The sequence below is a fragment of the Cedecea neteri NBRC 105707 = ATCC 33855 genome (genome assembly GCF_001571265.1).
Taxonomy (GTDB): Bacteria; Pseudomonadota; Gammaproteobacteria; order Enterobacterales; family Enterobacteriaceae; genus Cedecea; species Cedecea neteri.
On record NZ_BCTL01000010.1, the window covers coordinates 151,380 to 165,532 of the forward strand.

Genomic DNA, 14,153 nt, shown 5'->3' on the forward strand with positions numbered 1-14,153 from the left:
CGAAACAGAACCAGGCTGTATTAGCCCAGGGCCAATAAATACCATGACTATAGCCGCCGTTGCACTGGCGATTGGTGCGGGCAACGTCAGATAGCCTACGGGCATCGAACTAACAGGCACGACCTTCTTTCAAAATGTGACGGATGTCGGCATTATAAGATCATTCGCCGGTTCGTATCGGCCATAAAAACTGAGGAGAGAGCATGTTTGCAGTAATTTTTGGACGCCCTGGCTGCCCATATTGTGTTCGCGCTAAAGAACTGGCTGAGAAACTGACCGCCGAGCGTGATGACTTCAACTTCCGCTATGTTGATATCCACGCCGAAGGCATTACCAAAGCCGACCTGGAAAAAACCGTGGGTAAACCGGTTGAAACCGTGCCGCAGATCTTCCTGGATCAGCAGCACATCGGTGGCTGCACTGATTTTGAAGCCTACGCGAAAGAACACCTGAACCTGTTCCAGACCGCACAGTAAGCTTTAAGCACGCAGAAAACCGACTCTCAGGAGTCGGTTTTTTTATGGCTGCGCGCCCGGTCGCGGCACATGATAAAGAGAAGGTAGCAAAGTGAACCAAGAGAAGACCAAAACACCGCGCTGAGCAACCACGCCACCTCCTGCCAGAAGGAGCGAGTTACGGGTAAAAACAGGTGAGCAATCAACAAACAAAGCGGCGAAGCGAGCATTGCGCCAGCCAGCGGTTTTACCACCTTATCGTCCCGGGAGAAAAAACTGGCAGCAGCACCTGGGAAGAGGAAAAACAGCAGCCCAAGCTCATAGTGTCCGGTTGCAATAAATCGCCCCATCATATTTAAATGCAGCGAAAGAAAAACCAGAATAAATAGCACGAAGCAGCAGATAATCCCCAGCCACCGTTGCGCTCGTCTGTGCATTTTACCTCCTGACATCTGCTTCTGCTCGCAAATACCCCGCCTGAACGCTCTGCAGAGTCTTTACCCGATTTGATAAATCCTGGCCATCCGTGCCGATAAAGCATTGCCACAATTAGCACAATATTCTTACTAGCCGCTGATACTGAGAAAGATTAAACTAGCGGCGGAAATTCGGTCATCGCGTGAGATATTTAGATGCGTGATGTTTTGCCGGTCGTCACTGACGAAACCGTCAAAACCTTAGCGCATAACTCTATCTCTTTCAACAGCTTACTGGTAAACAAGAAGTTAGCCTTCGTGAATATAAACGTCGCAGATTTGTTAAACGGGAATTACATCCTTTTGTTATTTGTTGTACTCACGCTCGGACTCTGCCTGGGGAAATTACGCCTCGGTCCGGTGCAACTGGGTAATTCCATTGGTGTTTTAGTGGTCTCTTTATTACTTGGGCAACAACATTTCTCGATCAATACCGACGCGTTAAATCTTGGTTTTATGCTGTTCATTTTTTGCGTGGGCGTTGAAGCGGGACCAAACTTTTTTTCTATTTTCTTCCGCGACGGCAAAAATTATCTGATGCTGGCCCTGGTCATGGTCGGGAGCGCGCTGCTGATTGCCCTCGGCCTGGGCAAACTTTTCGGCTGGGATATCGGCCTGACCGCCGGTATGCTCGCTGGCGCCATGACCTCCACGCCTGTGCTGGTCGGCGCGGGCGATACCCTGCGCCATTCCAGTATTCCCGCCGCACAGCTTGCGACCTCTCTGGATAACCTGAGCCTCGGTTATGCCCTGACCTACCTGATTGGCCTGGTTAGCCTGATTGTCGGCGCTCGCTATTTGCCGAAGCTTCAGCATCAGGATCTGCAGACCAGTGCCCAGCAAATTGCCCGCGAACGCGGTCTGGATACCGACGCCAGCCGTAAAGTTTACCTCCCGGTGATCCGCGCCTACCGCGTCGGGCCGGAGCTGGTTGCCTGGGCCGACGGCAAAAACCTGCGTGAACTGGGCATTTATCGTCAGACCGGCTGCTACATCGAACGTATTCGCCGCAACGGTATTCTGGCTAACCCTGACGGGGATGCGGTGCTGCAAATGGGCGATGAAATCTCCCTTGTGGGCTACCCGGACTCGCATGCGCGCCTTGACCCAAGCTTCAGAAACGGCAAAGAGGTTTTCGACCGCGATCTGCTGGATATGCGTATCGTCACCGAAGAGATTGTGGTGAAAAACCACAACGCCGTGGGCCGTCGCCTGGCCCAGCTCAAGCTTACCGACCACGGCTGCTTCCTGAACCGCGTGATCCGCAGCCAGATTGAGATGCCTATCGACGACAACATCGTGCTGAACAAAGGCGATGTTCTGCAGGTGAGCGGCGATGCCAGACGCGTCAAAACCGTTGCAGAGCGCATCGGCTTTATCTCCATCCACAGCCAGATAACCGACCTGCTGGCCTTTTGCGCCTTCTTCGTTATTGGTCTGATGGTGGGTATGGTCACCTTCCAGTTCAGCTCGTTCAGCTTCGGCGTCGGTAACGCCGCGGGCCTGCTGTTTGCGGGCATCATGCTTGGCTTCCTGCGTGCCAACCACCCAACCTTCGGCTACATTCCGCAGGGCGCACTGAACATGGTGAAAGAGTTCGGGCTGATGGTATTTATGGCGGGGGTTGGCCTGAGCGCCGGCAGCGGCATCAGCAATGGCCTCGGCGCTGTAGGCGGCCAGATGCTGATTTCTGGCCTTATCGTGAGCCTGGTGCCGGTCATCATTTGCTTCCTGTTCGGTGCCTATGTGCTGCGAATGAACCGCGCGCTGCTGTTCGGCGCGATGATGGGGGCACGAACCTGTGCGCCAGCGATGGAGATCATCAGCGACACTGCCCGCAGCAACATCCCTGCGCTGGGGTACGCCGGCACCTATGCTATCGCTAACGTGTTGTTAACGCTGGCCGGTACGCTAATTGTCGTGATATGGCCAGGTTTGTGATCGCAACCACAGACAAAGAAAAATACTTTTTTTTTATGCCTGAGCGAACTTTCTTTCGGGGCGTCAGTCTGAATTAGTGCCACTGCTTTTCTTTGATGTCCCCAATTTGTGGAGCCCATCAACCCCGCCGTTTTCGGTTCAAGGTTGATGGGTTTTTATTTTTTAGAGCATTAACAACAAAGCATTATCGGATTTTCCACTCGTTCTATTCTGCATCACTCGCCACCACAATCCTTCTCACCATTACCCGCATATCGTCGCGGCTCATCGGTTCGCGATCGGTGACGTAGTGCAGCGTCATGCCTTCCAGAAACGCGTCCAGCGCCCTGGCGGTTAGCGGATCGAAAAACGGCTCCAGCGCCTGCTGGCTGCGGATCATCCACTCTTGCATGATGCCTTTTAGCTGCGGATTGCAGCTGGCATAAGCATAAAGTTGGTACATCACCTGCATGTTGTACGGCGTGGCCACGCAGCCACCGCAAATCATATCGACAATCGCTTCGCACGCCTCATCGCGATTGCTGGCCTGCTGCATTCGCTCCCGATAACTGTCCGACATCTGGTGGGCAAACAGGGTAAACGCTTCGCAAAGCAGCGACTCAATACCAGCAAAATAGTAGGTCATCGATCCCAGCGAAACGCCGGCCTCAGCGGCAATTTTGCGGTGTGTGATATCGCTTATGCCATGCTTTACCACCATATCCAGCGTCGCCTGCAAAATACGCGAGCGGCGTTCGGGGTCATTCCGGCGCGGGGCTTTGCTCATCATTACCTACCTGAATTTAGAGTATGACAAAGAGTCTATACCGGGATGTGTACAAATGTACACAAGCTTGCTAGTCTGCATCCCTGTTTCTCTTTCACTGGTTGTTGTTTATGTCCGTTTCGCCGAGAAAAGCCTTACAGCTCCGTACCTGGGCCTTGTTCACCTTCTTCTTCCTTCCAGGCCTGGTGATGGCATCCTGGGCCACGCGCACCCCTGCAATCCGCGATACGCTCAGCGTCTCTACGGCCGGAATGGGCATCGTATTATTTGGCCTGTCGATAGGATCGATGGGCGGTATTCTCTGTTCCGGCTGGCTGGTGAAACGCTTTGGCACCCGCACCATTATTCGCAGCGGCATGACGCTGATGGTCATCGGGATGCTGGTGATGAGCCTTGCGCTTTATCTTGCCTCGCCGGTGCTGTTTGCCTTTGGCCTGGCGCTGCTTGGCAGCGGACTGGGTTCGTCTGAAGTGGCGATGAACGTCGAAGGTGCCATTATCGAAGGCCTGATGAAGAAAACGGTGCTGCCGATGATGCACGGCTTCTTTAGCCTGGGCACGCTCGTTGGTGCCGGGATTGGCCTGAGCCTGACCGCGTGGAACGTAGTGTCCTGGGGGCACCTGCTGCTGATTGGCCTGCTGACCATCGCGCCAATTGCCATCGCGCTTATCGCCGTGCCGCACGGCGTGGGTAAAGACAACCAGGAGAAAGACGAAGCGCACGAGCCGCATCGCCCGTTTTATAAAGATATTCAGCTATTGCTGATTGGCTTTGTCGTGCTGGCGATGGCCTTTGCCGAAGGCTCGGCCAACGACTGGCTGCCGCTGTTAATGGTGGACGGGCACGGCTTTAGCCCAACCTCCGGGTCGCTAATCTACGTTGGCTTTACCCTCGGCATGACGGTCGGGCGCTTCACCGGCGGCTGGTTTATTGACCGCTACAGCCGCGTTATTGTGGTTCGCGCCTGTGCGATCATGGGCATTATTGGTATCGGCACCATTGTGTTCGTCGACAACGCATTCCTTGCTGGCGTATCGGTGATTCTGTGGGGGCTAGGCACCTCTTTAGGCTTCCCGCTGACCATTTCTGCGGCGGGCGATACCGGCCCCGATCCGGCCAGCCGGGTTAGCGTCGTTGCCGCTTCGGGCTACGTCGCCTTTTTAGTTGGCCCGCCGCTGCTGGGCTTCCTCGGCGAGCACTACGGCCTACGCCAGGCCATGCTGGTCGTGCTGACGTTGATGGTGATTGCGGCGCTGGTTGCCCGCGCCGTGGCTAAACCAGGGCAATCTTCCAGGCAGACTTTAGAAACTGAATAATGGAGAGTTCAATGAGCATCAAACTGATTGCAGTAGACATGGACGGCACTTTTCTTAATGACGAAAAAACCTACAACCGCGAACGCTTTGCGGCGCAATATCAGCAGATGAAAGAGCAAGGCATCCGCTTTGTGGTGGCCAGCGGGAACCAGTATTTTCAGCTGATCTCCTTCTTTCCGGAAATTGCCCACGAGATCTCTTTCGTGGCCGATAACGGCGGCTGGGTGGTCAGCGAAGGCAAAGATCTGTTCAACGGCGAGCTGACCAGACAAGAGTTCAACACGGTGGTGGATCACCTGCTGACCCTGCCACACGTGGAGATCATCGCCTGTGGCAAGCGTAACGGCTATACCCTCAACGGCTATGACGACGACTTTAAAGCGCTGGCGGCGAAGTACTACCACCGCCTTGAACACGTGGAAAACTTCTCCGGCCTGGACGATGTGTTCTTCAAGTTTGCCCTGAACCTGCCGGACAGCCAGCTCGATGAAACCATGGATGCTCTGGGCGCAGAGCTGGAAGGCATTATGGTGCCGGTCACCAGCGGACACGGCTCTATCGACCTGATTATTCCGGGCATCCATAAAGCTAACGGCCTGCGGATCCTGCAGGAAAAATGGGGCATCCAGGACAGCGAAGTGGTGACCTTCGGCGACGGCGGCAACGACATCGAGATGCTAACCCAGGCCCGATATGGATTTGCTATGGCCAACGCACCGGACAAAATCAAACGCATTGCCAGCTACCAGGCCGGACACTGCAATCAGCAAGGCGTGCTGGATGTGATCGACAAGATCCTGAAGAAAGAAGCGCCATTTAACTGACAGCCTCTGAGAACAAGAATGTTAACGATAAGAAAAGCAACCCCGGCGGATTTTGATGCGCTGGCGGAAATCTGGGAGGCGTCCGTTCGCGCCACGCATGATTTTTTACCTGAGGAAAATATCAGGACGTTGAAGCCTCAGGTTCGCGAACTCTATATGCCGCAGATCCCGATGCTGCTGGCATCCGGCAAAACCGGCGAGCCACTGGGCTTTATCGGCTGTCACGATAATCGGATTGAAATGCTGTTTGTTTCGCCGGAGAGCCGTGGCACGGGCGTGGGTAAGCAGCTTCTGCAGCACGCTATTGAACATTTGCAGGTCGATGAAGTGGATGTGAACGAACAAAATCCGCAGGGCGTAGGTTTCTATCTGCATATGGGTTTTGCACAGATCGGGCGTTCAGAACTCGACGGTGAAGGGAATCCTTTCCCTTTGCTGCATTTGAAGCTTAAACGATAGTTTTATCGCATCGCTTGTTTTCCCCCTCTCCCTCAGGGAGAGGGCCGGGGTGAGGGCTAAATTACTCCCGATTTATGACTGATTCTTGAGCTGTTCCCGGCGATACTCCCCCTGCCGCTCAAGCATCCAGCCCGGATATTCGCGCGGCAGCTCACTCACCGCATTCAGCCTTTCAAGTTCGTCCGCGCTAAGCTGAACGCCCGTGGCAGCGATATTGTCCTCAAGCTGCTCAATGCGTTTCGCGCCAACGATGACCGTCGTCACCGCCTGCTGATGCAGCAGCCAGGCCAGCGCAATCTGCGCCACGGATACGCCTTTGACGCCGGCAATGTCACGCATCACATCCACGCAATCAAACGCGCGCTCCCTGTTGACCGGCGGGAAATCAAACTCCAGGCGGCGGCTCCCGGTTTCGGCTTTACCGTCTCGGTCGTACTTGCCGCTGAGCAGCCCGCCCGCGAGCGGACTCCACACCATCAGGCCGACGCCTTCACTTTGCATCATCGGCACCAGCTCTCGCTCCAGATCGCGCCCGGCAAGGGTGTAATAAGCCTGCAAAGAGGCAAAGCGCGCAAGCCCCAGACGTTCGGAGATCCCGAGAGCCTTCATGATCTGCCAGGCTGCCCAGTTGGAAACGCCGATGTAGCGTACCAGCCCTTGCTGCACCAGCGAATCCAGCGCCCGTAGCGTTTCTTCTATCGGCGTTGCGGGGTCAAAGCCGTGCAGTTGGTACAGGTCGATATAGTCGAGCTGCAGCCGCTGCAGGCTCTCTTTGACGCTGTTCAGAAGATGGTAGCGCGATGAGCCCCGGGAGTTCGGCCCGGCGGTGCCGGTTTCGCCAAAGGCTTTGGTGGCCACCACCACATTCTCACGCGGCACGTTAAGGTTTTTCAGCGCCTGGCCGGTGATAATTTCCGAGCGTCCGCCGGAGTACACGTTAGCCGTATCAATAAAGTTAATCCCGGCGTCCAGGGCGCTCCCGACCAGCCTGTCGGCATCGTTTTGCGCAAGCTGGCCTATTTTTCCCCAGATACCGTCTTCACCACCAAAGGTCATGGTGCCCAGGCAAAGCTCTGAAACAAACAGGCCGGTATTCCCTAATTTTTTATAACGCATAGCGGTACCTCGTGGTCAGTATTTCAGGAAGGAAGAGTGCGGACTGCCAGTTATACGCGTCGCGCGAGGTTCTGGAATGGGGGATTTCTGCTCATTCCTTGCCTGTTTCTGCCTGACCATGCGTTAACGCAAAAGCAGTAATAAGCCGTAGCCGACCAGCGCGGCCCAAAGCAGCATAGGGAGAGAATAGAGATGGAAGCGCCACCAGATGCGGCGATCGTTCGCCATACGCAGGGCGATCAGATTAGCCAGCGAACCCGGCAACAGTCCAAAACCGCCGATATTGACCGCAAAGGCCAGCAGCAGCGAGGCGGGTACATAGTTCAGCAATAAAATAGTGGCTGGAACATTACTGATAAACTGCGAAAGCAAAATACCAAGACCAAACAACTCGCCAGAAGAGAGCTGCGCCACGCCCTGAAGAGAGTGCTGCAGCACCGGCAGTTGAGTAATGAGGTGAACGTCAATAAACATCGCCACAAACACCACCAGCAGGCTCCAGTCAATGCTGAGCAGCACTTTGCGCGCCAGCCCCAGGAACCCAAGCGCAATCAGCCCCAGCCCCCAGAGTTCAAGCTTCAACTCCAGCGCGAGAATAAACACGATATAAAACGCCAGGCAGCACCAGACCAGCTTAGGCTGCCAGCGGTTTTCATTCACTTCGCCGTGGTAGCTCAACGGTTTGGGTTTGAAGCAGATCCACGCCAGTATCAGCAGGCTGGCGATCATTGCCAGTGCCAGCGGTGCCATCTGCCAGGTAAACGCGCCAAAAGAGATCCCGGAATGCCCCCACAGTAAGATGTTCTGCGGGTTACCGATAGGCGTAAGCAAAGAGCCGGCATTGACCGCCAGCGCCTCAAAAATAATCAGTTTACTGGCCGGTACGGAACAGAGTTTTTTCAGCGTGATGGTCAGCGGAACGATGATAAACAGCGCAACATCGTTAGTCAGGAAAGTCGACAGAACCGCCGCCGCCGCAACCATGAACAGCGCCAGCTGCCGCTCGTTGGCGAAACGCGCCACCATCTTGCGGCCCAGCACGTCGAAATACCCGCTCAGCTCCACGCCTTTGGTCAACATCATCAGCCCGGTCAGCGTAATAATGGTGTGCCAGTCGATAGCCGCGGGCCACAAAGCCGGGCGGAACGGCACCGCCAGGCTCAGGGCGACGCCGATTAACAACAATAAATGCAGGAATCGATCGCGCAGGAACGGCTGCGCCAGACGCAGCAGCATGTTTAGCCGATACCCCGCTCTGCGCTGAATTTACGGAAAGCTTCCAGCGTCTCTTCGCTGACGTGGTGCTCCACACCTTCGGCGTCAATGCGCGCGGTCTCCGGGCTGATGCCCAGCGCGAGAAAGAAGTTTTCAACGATTTGATGGCGCTCGCGGCTTTGCTGCGCCAGTTTTTCCCCTTCCGGCGTTAAAAAGACCCCACGCCACGGAATTTGCTCAATCAGGCCAACGGATGCAAGACGCTTAAGCATCTTCGCCACGGTCGGCTGGGAAACGCCCAGACGAGCGGCCATATCCACCTGGCGTACTTCACCCACTTCATGAATCAAATCCGAAATCAGCTCAACGTAATCATCAATTAACTCGCGGCGATGCGCTTCGCGTACCTGCCTGAAGCCCTCAACATGCTCTTCAATATTCGGTAATGGCGTCACTTTTTCGCTGTTCTTTTGCCCTACCCGACGGCTCATAGTGCTTCCTCTTCCAGTGGCGCGGCGTCGTCATCTGACGACGGAAGGCTTTATTGTAAACCAGCATTGCTCATCCACAAAAAATTAACGAAATAGCCGTGGCTATAAAATATAGCCTGTGCTATACCTGTATGTAATCCAGTCAGACGCGTTTACGGAAAAACGGTCGTACGGCTAACAGGAGGACGCTATGAACGAATTCAAGAGGTGCATCAACGTGTTTTCACAATCTCCCTTCCAGGTACGCTTAATGCTGCTGAACATGATTTGTGAGTGGGTTGTCGGCAAACCCCAGCAGAAAGAAGAAAAACAGCAATAACGCCAGGCCCGCCGCCTGGCGATTTTGTTTAGCGTTCCACGCTAACGATCATTCTTTTGTCATAATCCCCCTGCAAAATCCCCGTTAATGGCTACTCTGGCCGAGCTTTAACCCCATCATTTGTCGGATTTGCAATCAGCTTCGCAAAACCGCGCTCTGTTATCAGTTGATATTCTTATCTTACGGCTCTATCTTCTTGCAGCCCTGCACATGAAGCGGCTCGCAGATGCGGTGCAATTCCCCTTCGTTTCCGTCTGTCAGGCAGGCTCTACCCTTATCGCCAGGGTCACCGCATGGCGTTTTGCAAGACCATAATAAAGATGAATGTAACGGTTAAAGACACCCTGACTGCTCGCGGAATCGTGTTGAATCCGTGGGCTGGTTTCTATTTTTTGCAGTCTCTATTGATCAACTTTGCGCTGGGCTATGCCTTCAGCCTGATTTACGCCATCGCCTTTAGCTGCGTACTTATGCTGCTGTGGCGCACGGCTCCACGCGCCCAGAAAGCCCTGCTTGGGCTTTGCAGTCTCGTGGCGGCAATGTACTTCCCGTTTGGCCAGGCCTACGGCTCACCCAACTTCAATACTCTGCTGGCGCTGCACTCAACCAACTTTGAAGAATCCACGGAAATCATGACTATCTTCCCGTGGTACAGCTACGTGGTTTCTCTCTTTATTCTCGCCCTCGGCGTGATGGCGCTGCGCCGCAAACGTGAAGAAAAACGTCCCTGGGGTCATTTCGATAGCTTATGTCTGGCCGTCAGCGTGGTCTGTTTTTTTGTCACGCCGGTCACCAACCTCGCCTACGGCGGCGTATTTAAATTTAAAGATACCGGCTACCCGGTTGTGCGCTTCGTAAAAGATGTCGTAGTCAACAACCACGAAGTCATCGAAGAGCAAGCCCGCATGAAGGCGCTTTCACAGCAAAAAGACTCCTGGAACGTGCTGTCGGTGCAGCCTAAATACCACACCTATGTGGTGGTGATTGGCGAAAGCGCTCGCCGTGATGCGCTGGGTGCCTTTGGCGGCCACTGGGACAACACCCCCTTCGCAAGCCAGGTAAAAGGCAATCTGTTTATGGATTACGTCTCCGCCAGCGGCTCAACCCAAAAATCGCTGGGGCTGACGCTGAACCGCGTCGTGGACGGTAAACCTCAATATCAGGACAATTTTGTGACCCTGGCAAACCGCGCGGGCTTCCAGACCTGGTGGTTCTCAAACCAGGGGCAGATAGGCGAATACGATACCGCCATTGCCAGTATCGCCAAACGCGCGGACGAAGTGCAGTTCCTGAAAAATGGGGATTTTGAGGCGGATAAAAACACCCGAGATGAAGCTCTGTTAAAGATGACGGCTCAGGTTTTTGCCACTCAGCGCAACACACCGCAGCTGATTGTGCTGCATTTGATGGGCTCTCACCCGCAGGCCTGCGATCGTACTCAGGGCAAATACAAAGATTTTGTGCAGTCTAAAGAGACGTCCTGCTATCTCTACAGCATGACGCAAACCGACGACTTGCTAAAACAGCTTTATCTGCAGTTGCAAAACACCGGCAACACCTTCTCAATGGTCTATTTCTCTGACCACGGGCTGGCGTTCAAAGAGCGCGGTACCGACGTGCAATATCTGGCGCACGACGATAAGTTCCAGCAGAATTTCCAGGTGCCGTTTATGGTGCTGTCGAGCGATGACACCACGCACCGGCTAATCAAAGCCCGCCGCAGCGCCAATGATTTCCTCAACTTCTTCTCTGCATGGACGGGGATTAAGGCGAAAGAGCTTACGCCGAAGTACAAGTTTATCTCCGAGCAAAAAGCCGGGCTGGTCTGGATAACCAACTTCAACCTGAAAAAAGTGGACTATACTCATCTGCAGACGGATATGTTTGAGACCAGGACTCGCTAACTTCAGTCGGTTTACCGATAAAAAAAATCCGCCACTTGGGCGGATTTTTTATTTCTATCCCGGAAGGGATATTAGAAGCGGTAACCTACGCCAGCGATCCAGGTGCCAACGTCAACGCTACGAATACGGCTCTGCTCGTAGGAGAAGTCCAGAGCAACGTTTTCAATTGGGTTGAACTGCAGGCCAGCACCGTAGGAGAAGCCGTAGTCGCTAACGGAATCGTGAGCAGCTGGGTATTCAGTTGCCTGGAATTTACCGTAGCCAACACCGACTACACCGTAGATGCTTGCCCAGTCGTTGATGCGGTAAGCTGGACCAGCGGTGATACCGTAGTACTGGCCTTTGGTGTAAACGCCGTCAGAAGTGTCGCTTTTCTGGGTGTAGGTGAAGGAGCCGATGTAGCCCAGCGGGGTATCATTTTCGTAACGGTATTTCAGGTTGAAACCGCCAGCTTTGTTAGCAACGCCCTGCATATCGCTCTGAGCATAACCACCGGTTACGGTGCTGGTTGCTGCAGATGCGGTACCTACGGAGACGGCCAGTACACAGGCCAGTGCTGAAAGACATGCAATTTTTTTCATAATATCCACCTCAAATGTGCTTCAAGTAAGTCCTAAGTTTTAAATATAACAAAACCATGACAGAAACTCTTCGCCAATTGTGTTGTCTAACGAACCTTTTCATGTAACATAACATTTCCACTACATGTTAACTTACTAAAAAACCAGAGGAATAAGGCCATACGACGGCAAATATTAACCCCTTTAACAACGTCGTCATTCAGATAATTCTGGAATTATTTTTGACACAAACTGACAAAAGTGCCCCGATCGTACTCCACGTCATGAGAATTTTTCTTAATGAAAGTTCAACCACCCATAACTTAATCCTTTAGACTGGGCTGACTTTTATTTTCTTGACCAAATACAGACAAATACTGACAAGGTACAGGATGCCGCAAACCTCCCGTAATATGCCGCGCTGGCTGCCCATCGTAGTTCTGCTTATTGCCATGACGTCGATTCAGAGCGGCGCTTCGCTGGCTAAATCATTATTCCCGCTAATAGGTCCTCAGGGCGTGACTTCGCTACGTCTGTTTCTGGGAACGCTAATCCTTGTGGTGATTTTTAAGCCCTGGCGTCTGCGCTTTAAGCCAGAACAACGTTTACCTCTGTTGCTTTACGGGCTGGCGCTGGGCAGCATGAATTATCTCTTTTATGTCTCGCTGCGTACCGTGCCGCTGGGCATTGCTGTGGCGCTCGAATTTACCGGGCCGCTAGCCGTCGCGCTATTCGCTTCACGCCGGGCGGTGGATTTTATCTGGGTGGTGCTGGCGGTTGCCGGACTGTGGTTCCTGCTCCCGTTGGGTCAGGACATCTCCCATGTTGACCTTGCTGGCGCCGCCTATGCGCTGGGGGCGGGTGCCTGTTGGGCGGTCTATATTATTGCCGGGCAAAAAGCGGGCGCTGAGCACGGCCCGGCCACGGTCGCGTTTGGGTCTCTGATTGCGGCCATTATTTTTGTGCCACTGGGCGCCTGGGAAGCCAGCAGCTCGCTGCTGCAGTGGTCGCTGCTGCCCGTCGGCCTGGCGATTGCCGTGCTTTCAACGGCGCTGCCCTACTCGCTGGAAATGATTGCGTTAACCCGGCTACCAACCCGCACCTTTGGCACGCTGATGAGCCTGGAACCCGGCCTCGCGGCGCTGTCAGGTATGCTGTTCCTCGGCGAACATCTGACGCTGGTGCAATGGCTGGCGTTGCTCTCCATCATCGCGGCTTCAGTGGGTTCAACGCTGACCATGAAGCGCGAAACGCAGCTTAAAAATGTCGACATAAATTAATCCGTCGCCCTTCATTTAATGCGGTGATAATTACCGCATTAAATGATTTACTCGCAATCAAGCACTTATATTTTGTCCACTCTGTAATACTCAATAAGAATTATTTTCTTTTCGCCGTCATATTTATTCATTCTTTTTGACACAAATTTGAAAGTAAAGATAACCCACTGTTCCACAATGCATTTACTTTTACCATTTTCCTCTCGCTATCGGTTTGATAGGTATTACCCTCACCAGCAAAGTAAAAAAGCGGTGCTATACTTATTGCCGGTAATTCATTGGGACACCAACATCAAGAGGATGAAAGATTATGAGTACCGCTAAACTGGTAAAAACTAAATCTACAAACCTGCTATATACCCGCAATGATGTGAAAGACAGCGAGAAAAAAGCCACCATCGAGCTGCTGAATCGCCAGGTCGTCCAGTTCATCGACTTGTCGCTGATTACCAAACAGGCTCACTGGAATATGCGCGGGGCTAACTTTATTGCAGTACACGAAATGCTGGACGGCTTCCGCACCGCACTGACCGAGCACCTGGACACCATGGCTGAACGTGCCGTGCAGCTTGGCGGCGTGGCGCTGGGCACCACTCAGGTGATCAACAGCAAAACCCCGCTGAAAAGCTACCCGCTGGACATTCACACCGTTCAGGAACACCTGAAAGAACTGGCCGATCGCTATGCCATCGTAGCGAACGATGTGCGTAAAGCCGTCAGCGAAGCGAAAGACGAAGACACCGCAGATATTTTGACCGCAGCTTCCCGCGATTTGGACAAATTCTTGTGGTTCATTGAGTCCAATATCGAGTAACCAGAGCATTTTCCTATGGCTCCTCCTCCGCCCGGGGGCGGAGCCTGCACCAAAACAGAGCAGACCATCGATTAATTCATAGCCCAAAGTTAATCAAATGTAATAATCACCTCACACAATCGTTAACGAATGATTGTTTTGTCCACTGTTTTCGCGGTAAAACTACCCCCAGCCCTGCCGGCCCATAACACGCACCAAAATGGTGCACCATAACGGT

15 protein-coding genes and 1 pseudogene are annotated in these 14,153 nt (G+C 53.5%); 9 read left to right on the plus strand and 7 right to left on the minus strand.

Translation table 11 applies throughout. The features are described from left to right. Window positions 1-12 precede the first annotated feature (12 nt). Window positions 13-105: pseudogene (locus tag CNE01S_RS25715) on the minus strand (DUF1418 family protein); the annotation flags it as partial. Between the two features lie 98 nt (window positions 106-203). Between CNE01S_RS25715 and CNE01S_RS05930 the strand changes: the two are divergent. Next, on the plus strand, window positions 204-476 hold the full coding sequence (locus CNE01S_RS05930; RefSeq protein WP_038474203.1) for a GrxA family glutaredoxin: 273 nt from the start codon (window positions 204-206) through the stop codon (window positions 474-476). Window positions 477-502: 26 nt separating this feature from the next. On the opposite strand, the gene CNE01S_RS05935 is transcribed toward CNE01S_RS05930, so the two are convergent. Then, a complete protein-coding gene (locus CNE01S_RS05935; RefSeq protein ID WP_061274270.1) occupies window positions 503-892 on the minus strand; it encodes an inner membrane protein YbjM in 390 nt (129 codons plus the stop codon). A gap of 297 nt (window positions 893-1,189) precedes the next feature. Between CNE01S_RS05935 and CNE01S_RS05940 the strand changes: the two genes are divergently transcribed. Then, complete coding sequence (locus CNE01S_RS05940) at window positions 1,190-2,872, plus strand: aspartate:alanine antiporter (protein ID WP_061274353.1); 1,683 nt, start codon at window positions 1,190-1,192, stop codon at window positions 2,870-2,872. A 205-nt stretch (window positions 2,873-3,077) separates the two neighbouring features. On the opposite strand, the gene CNE01S_RS05945 is transcribed toward CNE01S_RS05940, so the two are convergent. After that, complete coding sequence (locus CNE01S_RS05945) at window positions 3,078-3,638, minus strand: TetR/AcrR family transcriptional regulator (protein ID WP_061274272.1); 561 nt, start codon at window positions 3,636-3,638, stop codon at window positions 3,078-3,080. Between the two features lie 110 nt (window positions 3,639-3,748). Here CNE01S_RS05945 and CNE01S_RS05950 point away from each other — a divergent pair, with 110 nt between their 5' ends. The 3 genes from CNE01S_RS05950 to CNE01S_RS05960 are packed head-to-tail and all read left to right on the plus strand — an operon-like array spanning window position 3,749 to window position 6,237. After that, window positions 3,749-4,954 carry an MFS transporter gene (locus tag CNE01S_RS05950; RefSeq protein ID WP_061274274.1) on the plus strand — a complete coding sequence of 402 codons (1,206 nt, stop codon included), beginning with the start codon at window positions 3,749-3,751 and terminating at the stop codon, window positions 4,952-4,954. Window positions 4,955-4,965: 11 nt separating this feature from the next. Beyond that, a complete protein-coding gene (locus CNE01S_RS05955; protein WP_061274276.1) occupies window positions 4,966-5,778 on the plus strand; it encodes a Cof-type HAD-IIB family hydrolase in 813 nt (270 codons plus the stop codon). 18 nt (window positions 5,779-5,796) lie between these two features. Beyond that, the gene (locus tag CNE01S_RS05960) at window positions 5,797-6,237 is read left to right on the plus strand and encodes an acetyltransferase (protein WP_061274278.1); all 441 of its coding nucleotides are present in this window, start codon (window positions 5,797-5,799) and stop codon (window positions 6,235-6,237) included. Between the two features lie 72 nt (window positions 6,238-6,309). Here the strand turns inward: CNE01S_RS05960 and CNE01S_RS05965 are convergent, their stop codons facing one another. The 3 genes from CNE01S_RS05965 to mntR form a co-directional block, all read right to left on the minus strand. Then, entirely contained in the window at window positions 6,310-7,353 is a 1,044-nt protein-coding gene (locus CNE01S_RS05965; protein WP_061274280.1) for an aldo/keto reductase, read from the minus strand. A 123-nt stretch (window positions 7,354-7,476) separates the two neighbouring features. After that, window positions 7,477-8,589 carry an anion transporter gene (locus tag CNE01S_RS05970; protein ID WP_061274282.1) on the minus strand — a complete coding sequence of 371 codons (1,113 nt, stop codon included), beginning with the start codon at window positions 8,587-8,589 and terminating at the stop codon, window positions 7,477-7,479. Window positions 8,590-8,591: 2 nt separating this feature from the next. Continuing rightward, window positions 8,592-9,059, minus strand: a complete 468-nt coding sequence (gene mntR / locus CNE01S_RS05975) for a manganese-binding transcriptional regulator MntR (protein WP_061274284.1) — start codon at window positions 9,057-9,059, stop codon at window positions 8,592-8,594. Window positions 9,060-9,249: 190 nt separating this feature from the next. Between mntR and mntS the strand changes: the two genes are divergently transcribed. Further along, window positions 9,250-9,378 (plus strand): manganase accumulation protein MntS, encoded by a 129-nt coding sequence (mntS, locus tag CNE01S_RS05980; protein WP_061274286.1) that lies wholly within the window; start codon window positions 9,250-9,252, stop codon window positions 9,376-9,378. 320 nt (window positions 9,379-9,698) lie between these two features. After that, complete coding sequence (locus CNE01S_RS05985) at window positions 9,699-11,282, plus strand: phosphoethanolamine transferase family protein (RefSeq protein ID WP_061274288.1); 1,584 nt, start codon at window positions 9,699-9,701, stop codon at window positions 11,280-11,282. A 71-nt stretch (window positions 11,283-11,353) separates the two neighbouring features. On the opposite strand, the gene ompX is transcribed toward CNE01S_RS05985, so the two are convergent. Beyond that, window positions 11,354-11,863 (minus strand): outer membrane protein OmpX, encoded by a 510-nt coding sequence (ompX, locus tag CNE01S_RS05990; RefSeq protein WP_061274290.1) that lies wholly within the window; start codon window positions 11,861-11,863, stop codon window positions 11,354-11,356. A gap of 371 nt (window positions 11,864-12,234) precedes the next feature. Between ompX and rhtA the strand changes: the two genes are divergently transcribed. Together rhtA and dps are read left to right on the plus strand one after the other, a co-directional pair. After that, window positions 12,235-13,122, plus strand: coding sequence for a threonine/homoserine exporter RhtA (gene rhtA / locus CNE01S_RS05995; protein WP_061274292.1), 888 nt, complete (start codon window positions 12,235-12,237; stop codon window positions 13,120-13,122). 310 nt (window positions 13,123-13,432) lie between these two features. Further along, window positions 13,433-13,936, plus strand: coding sequence for a DNA starvation/stationary phase protection protein Dps (gene dps, locus CNE01S_RS06000; protein ID WP_038474241.1), 504 nt, complete (start codon window positions 13,433-13,435; stop codon window positions 13,934-13,936). Window positions 13,937-14,153: the final 217 nt, after the last annotated feature.

Excerpts from the sequence above, each read along its gene's own strand:
- CNE01S_RS05930 (WP_038474203.1), top strand. The coding sequence starts at position 204 with ATGTTTGCAGTAATTTTTGGACGCCCTGGCTGCCCATATTGTGTTCGC.
- CNE01S_RS05935 (WP_061274270.1), bottom strand. The coding sequence starts at position 892 with ATGCACAGACGAGCGCAACGGTGGCTGGGGATTATCTGCTGCTTCGTG.
- CNE01S_RS05945 (WP_061274272.1), bottom strand. The coding sequence starts at position 3,638 with ATGAGCAAAGCCCCGCGCCGGAATGACCCCGAACGCCGCTCGCGTATT.
- CNE01S_RS05950 (WP_061274274.1), top strand. The coding sequence starts at position 3,749 with ATGTCCGTTTCGCCGAGAAAAGCCTTACAGCTCCGTACCTGGGCCTTG.
- CNE01S_RS05955 (WP_061274276.1), top strand. The coding sequence starts at position 4,966 with ATGAGCATCAAACTGATTGCAGTAGACATGGACGGCACTTTTCTTAAT.
- CNE01S_RS05960 (WP_061274278.1), top strand. The coding sequence starts at position 5,797 with ATGTTAACGATAAGAAAAGCAACCCCGGCGGATTTTGATGCGCTGGCG.
- CNE01S_RS05965 (WP_061274280.1), bottom strand. The coding sequence starts at position 7,353 with ATGCGTTATAAAAAATTAGGGAATACCGGCCTGTTTGTTTCAGAGCTT.
- CNE01S_RS05970 (WP_061274282.1), bottom strand. The coding sequence starts at position 8,589 with ATGCTGCTGCGTCTGGCGCAGCCGTTCCTGCGCGATCGATTCCTGCAT.
- mntR (WP_061274284.1), bottom strand. The coding sequence starts at position 9,059 with ATGAGCCGTCGGGTAGGGCAAAAGAACAGCGAAAAAGTGACGCCATTA.
- mntS (WP_061274286.1), top strand. The coding sequence starts at position 9,250 with ATGAACGAATTCAAGAGGTGCATCAACGTGTTTTCACAATCTCCCTTC.
- CNE01S_RS05985 (WP_061274288.1), top strand. The coding sequence starts at position 9,699 with ATGAATGTAACGGTTAAAGACACCCTGACTGCTCGCGGAATCGTGTTG.
- ompX (WP_061274290.1), bottom strand. The coding sequence starts at position 11,863 with ATGAAAAAAATTGCATGTCTTTCAGCACTGGCCTGTGTACTGGCCGTC.
- rhtA (WP_061274292.1), top strand. The coding sequence starts at position 12,235 with ATGCCGCAAACCTCCCGTAATATGCCGCGCTGGCTGCCCATCGTAGTT.
- dps (WP_038474241.1), top strand. The coding sequence starts at position 13,433 with ATGAGTACCGCTAAACTGGTAAAAACTAAATCTACAAACCTGCTATAT.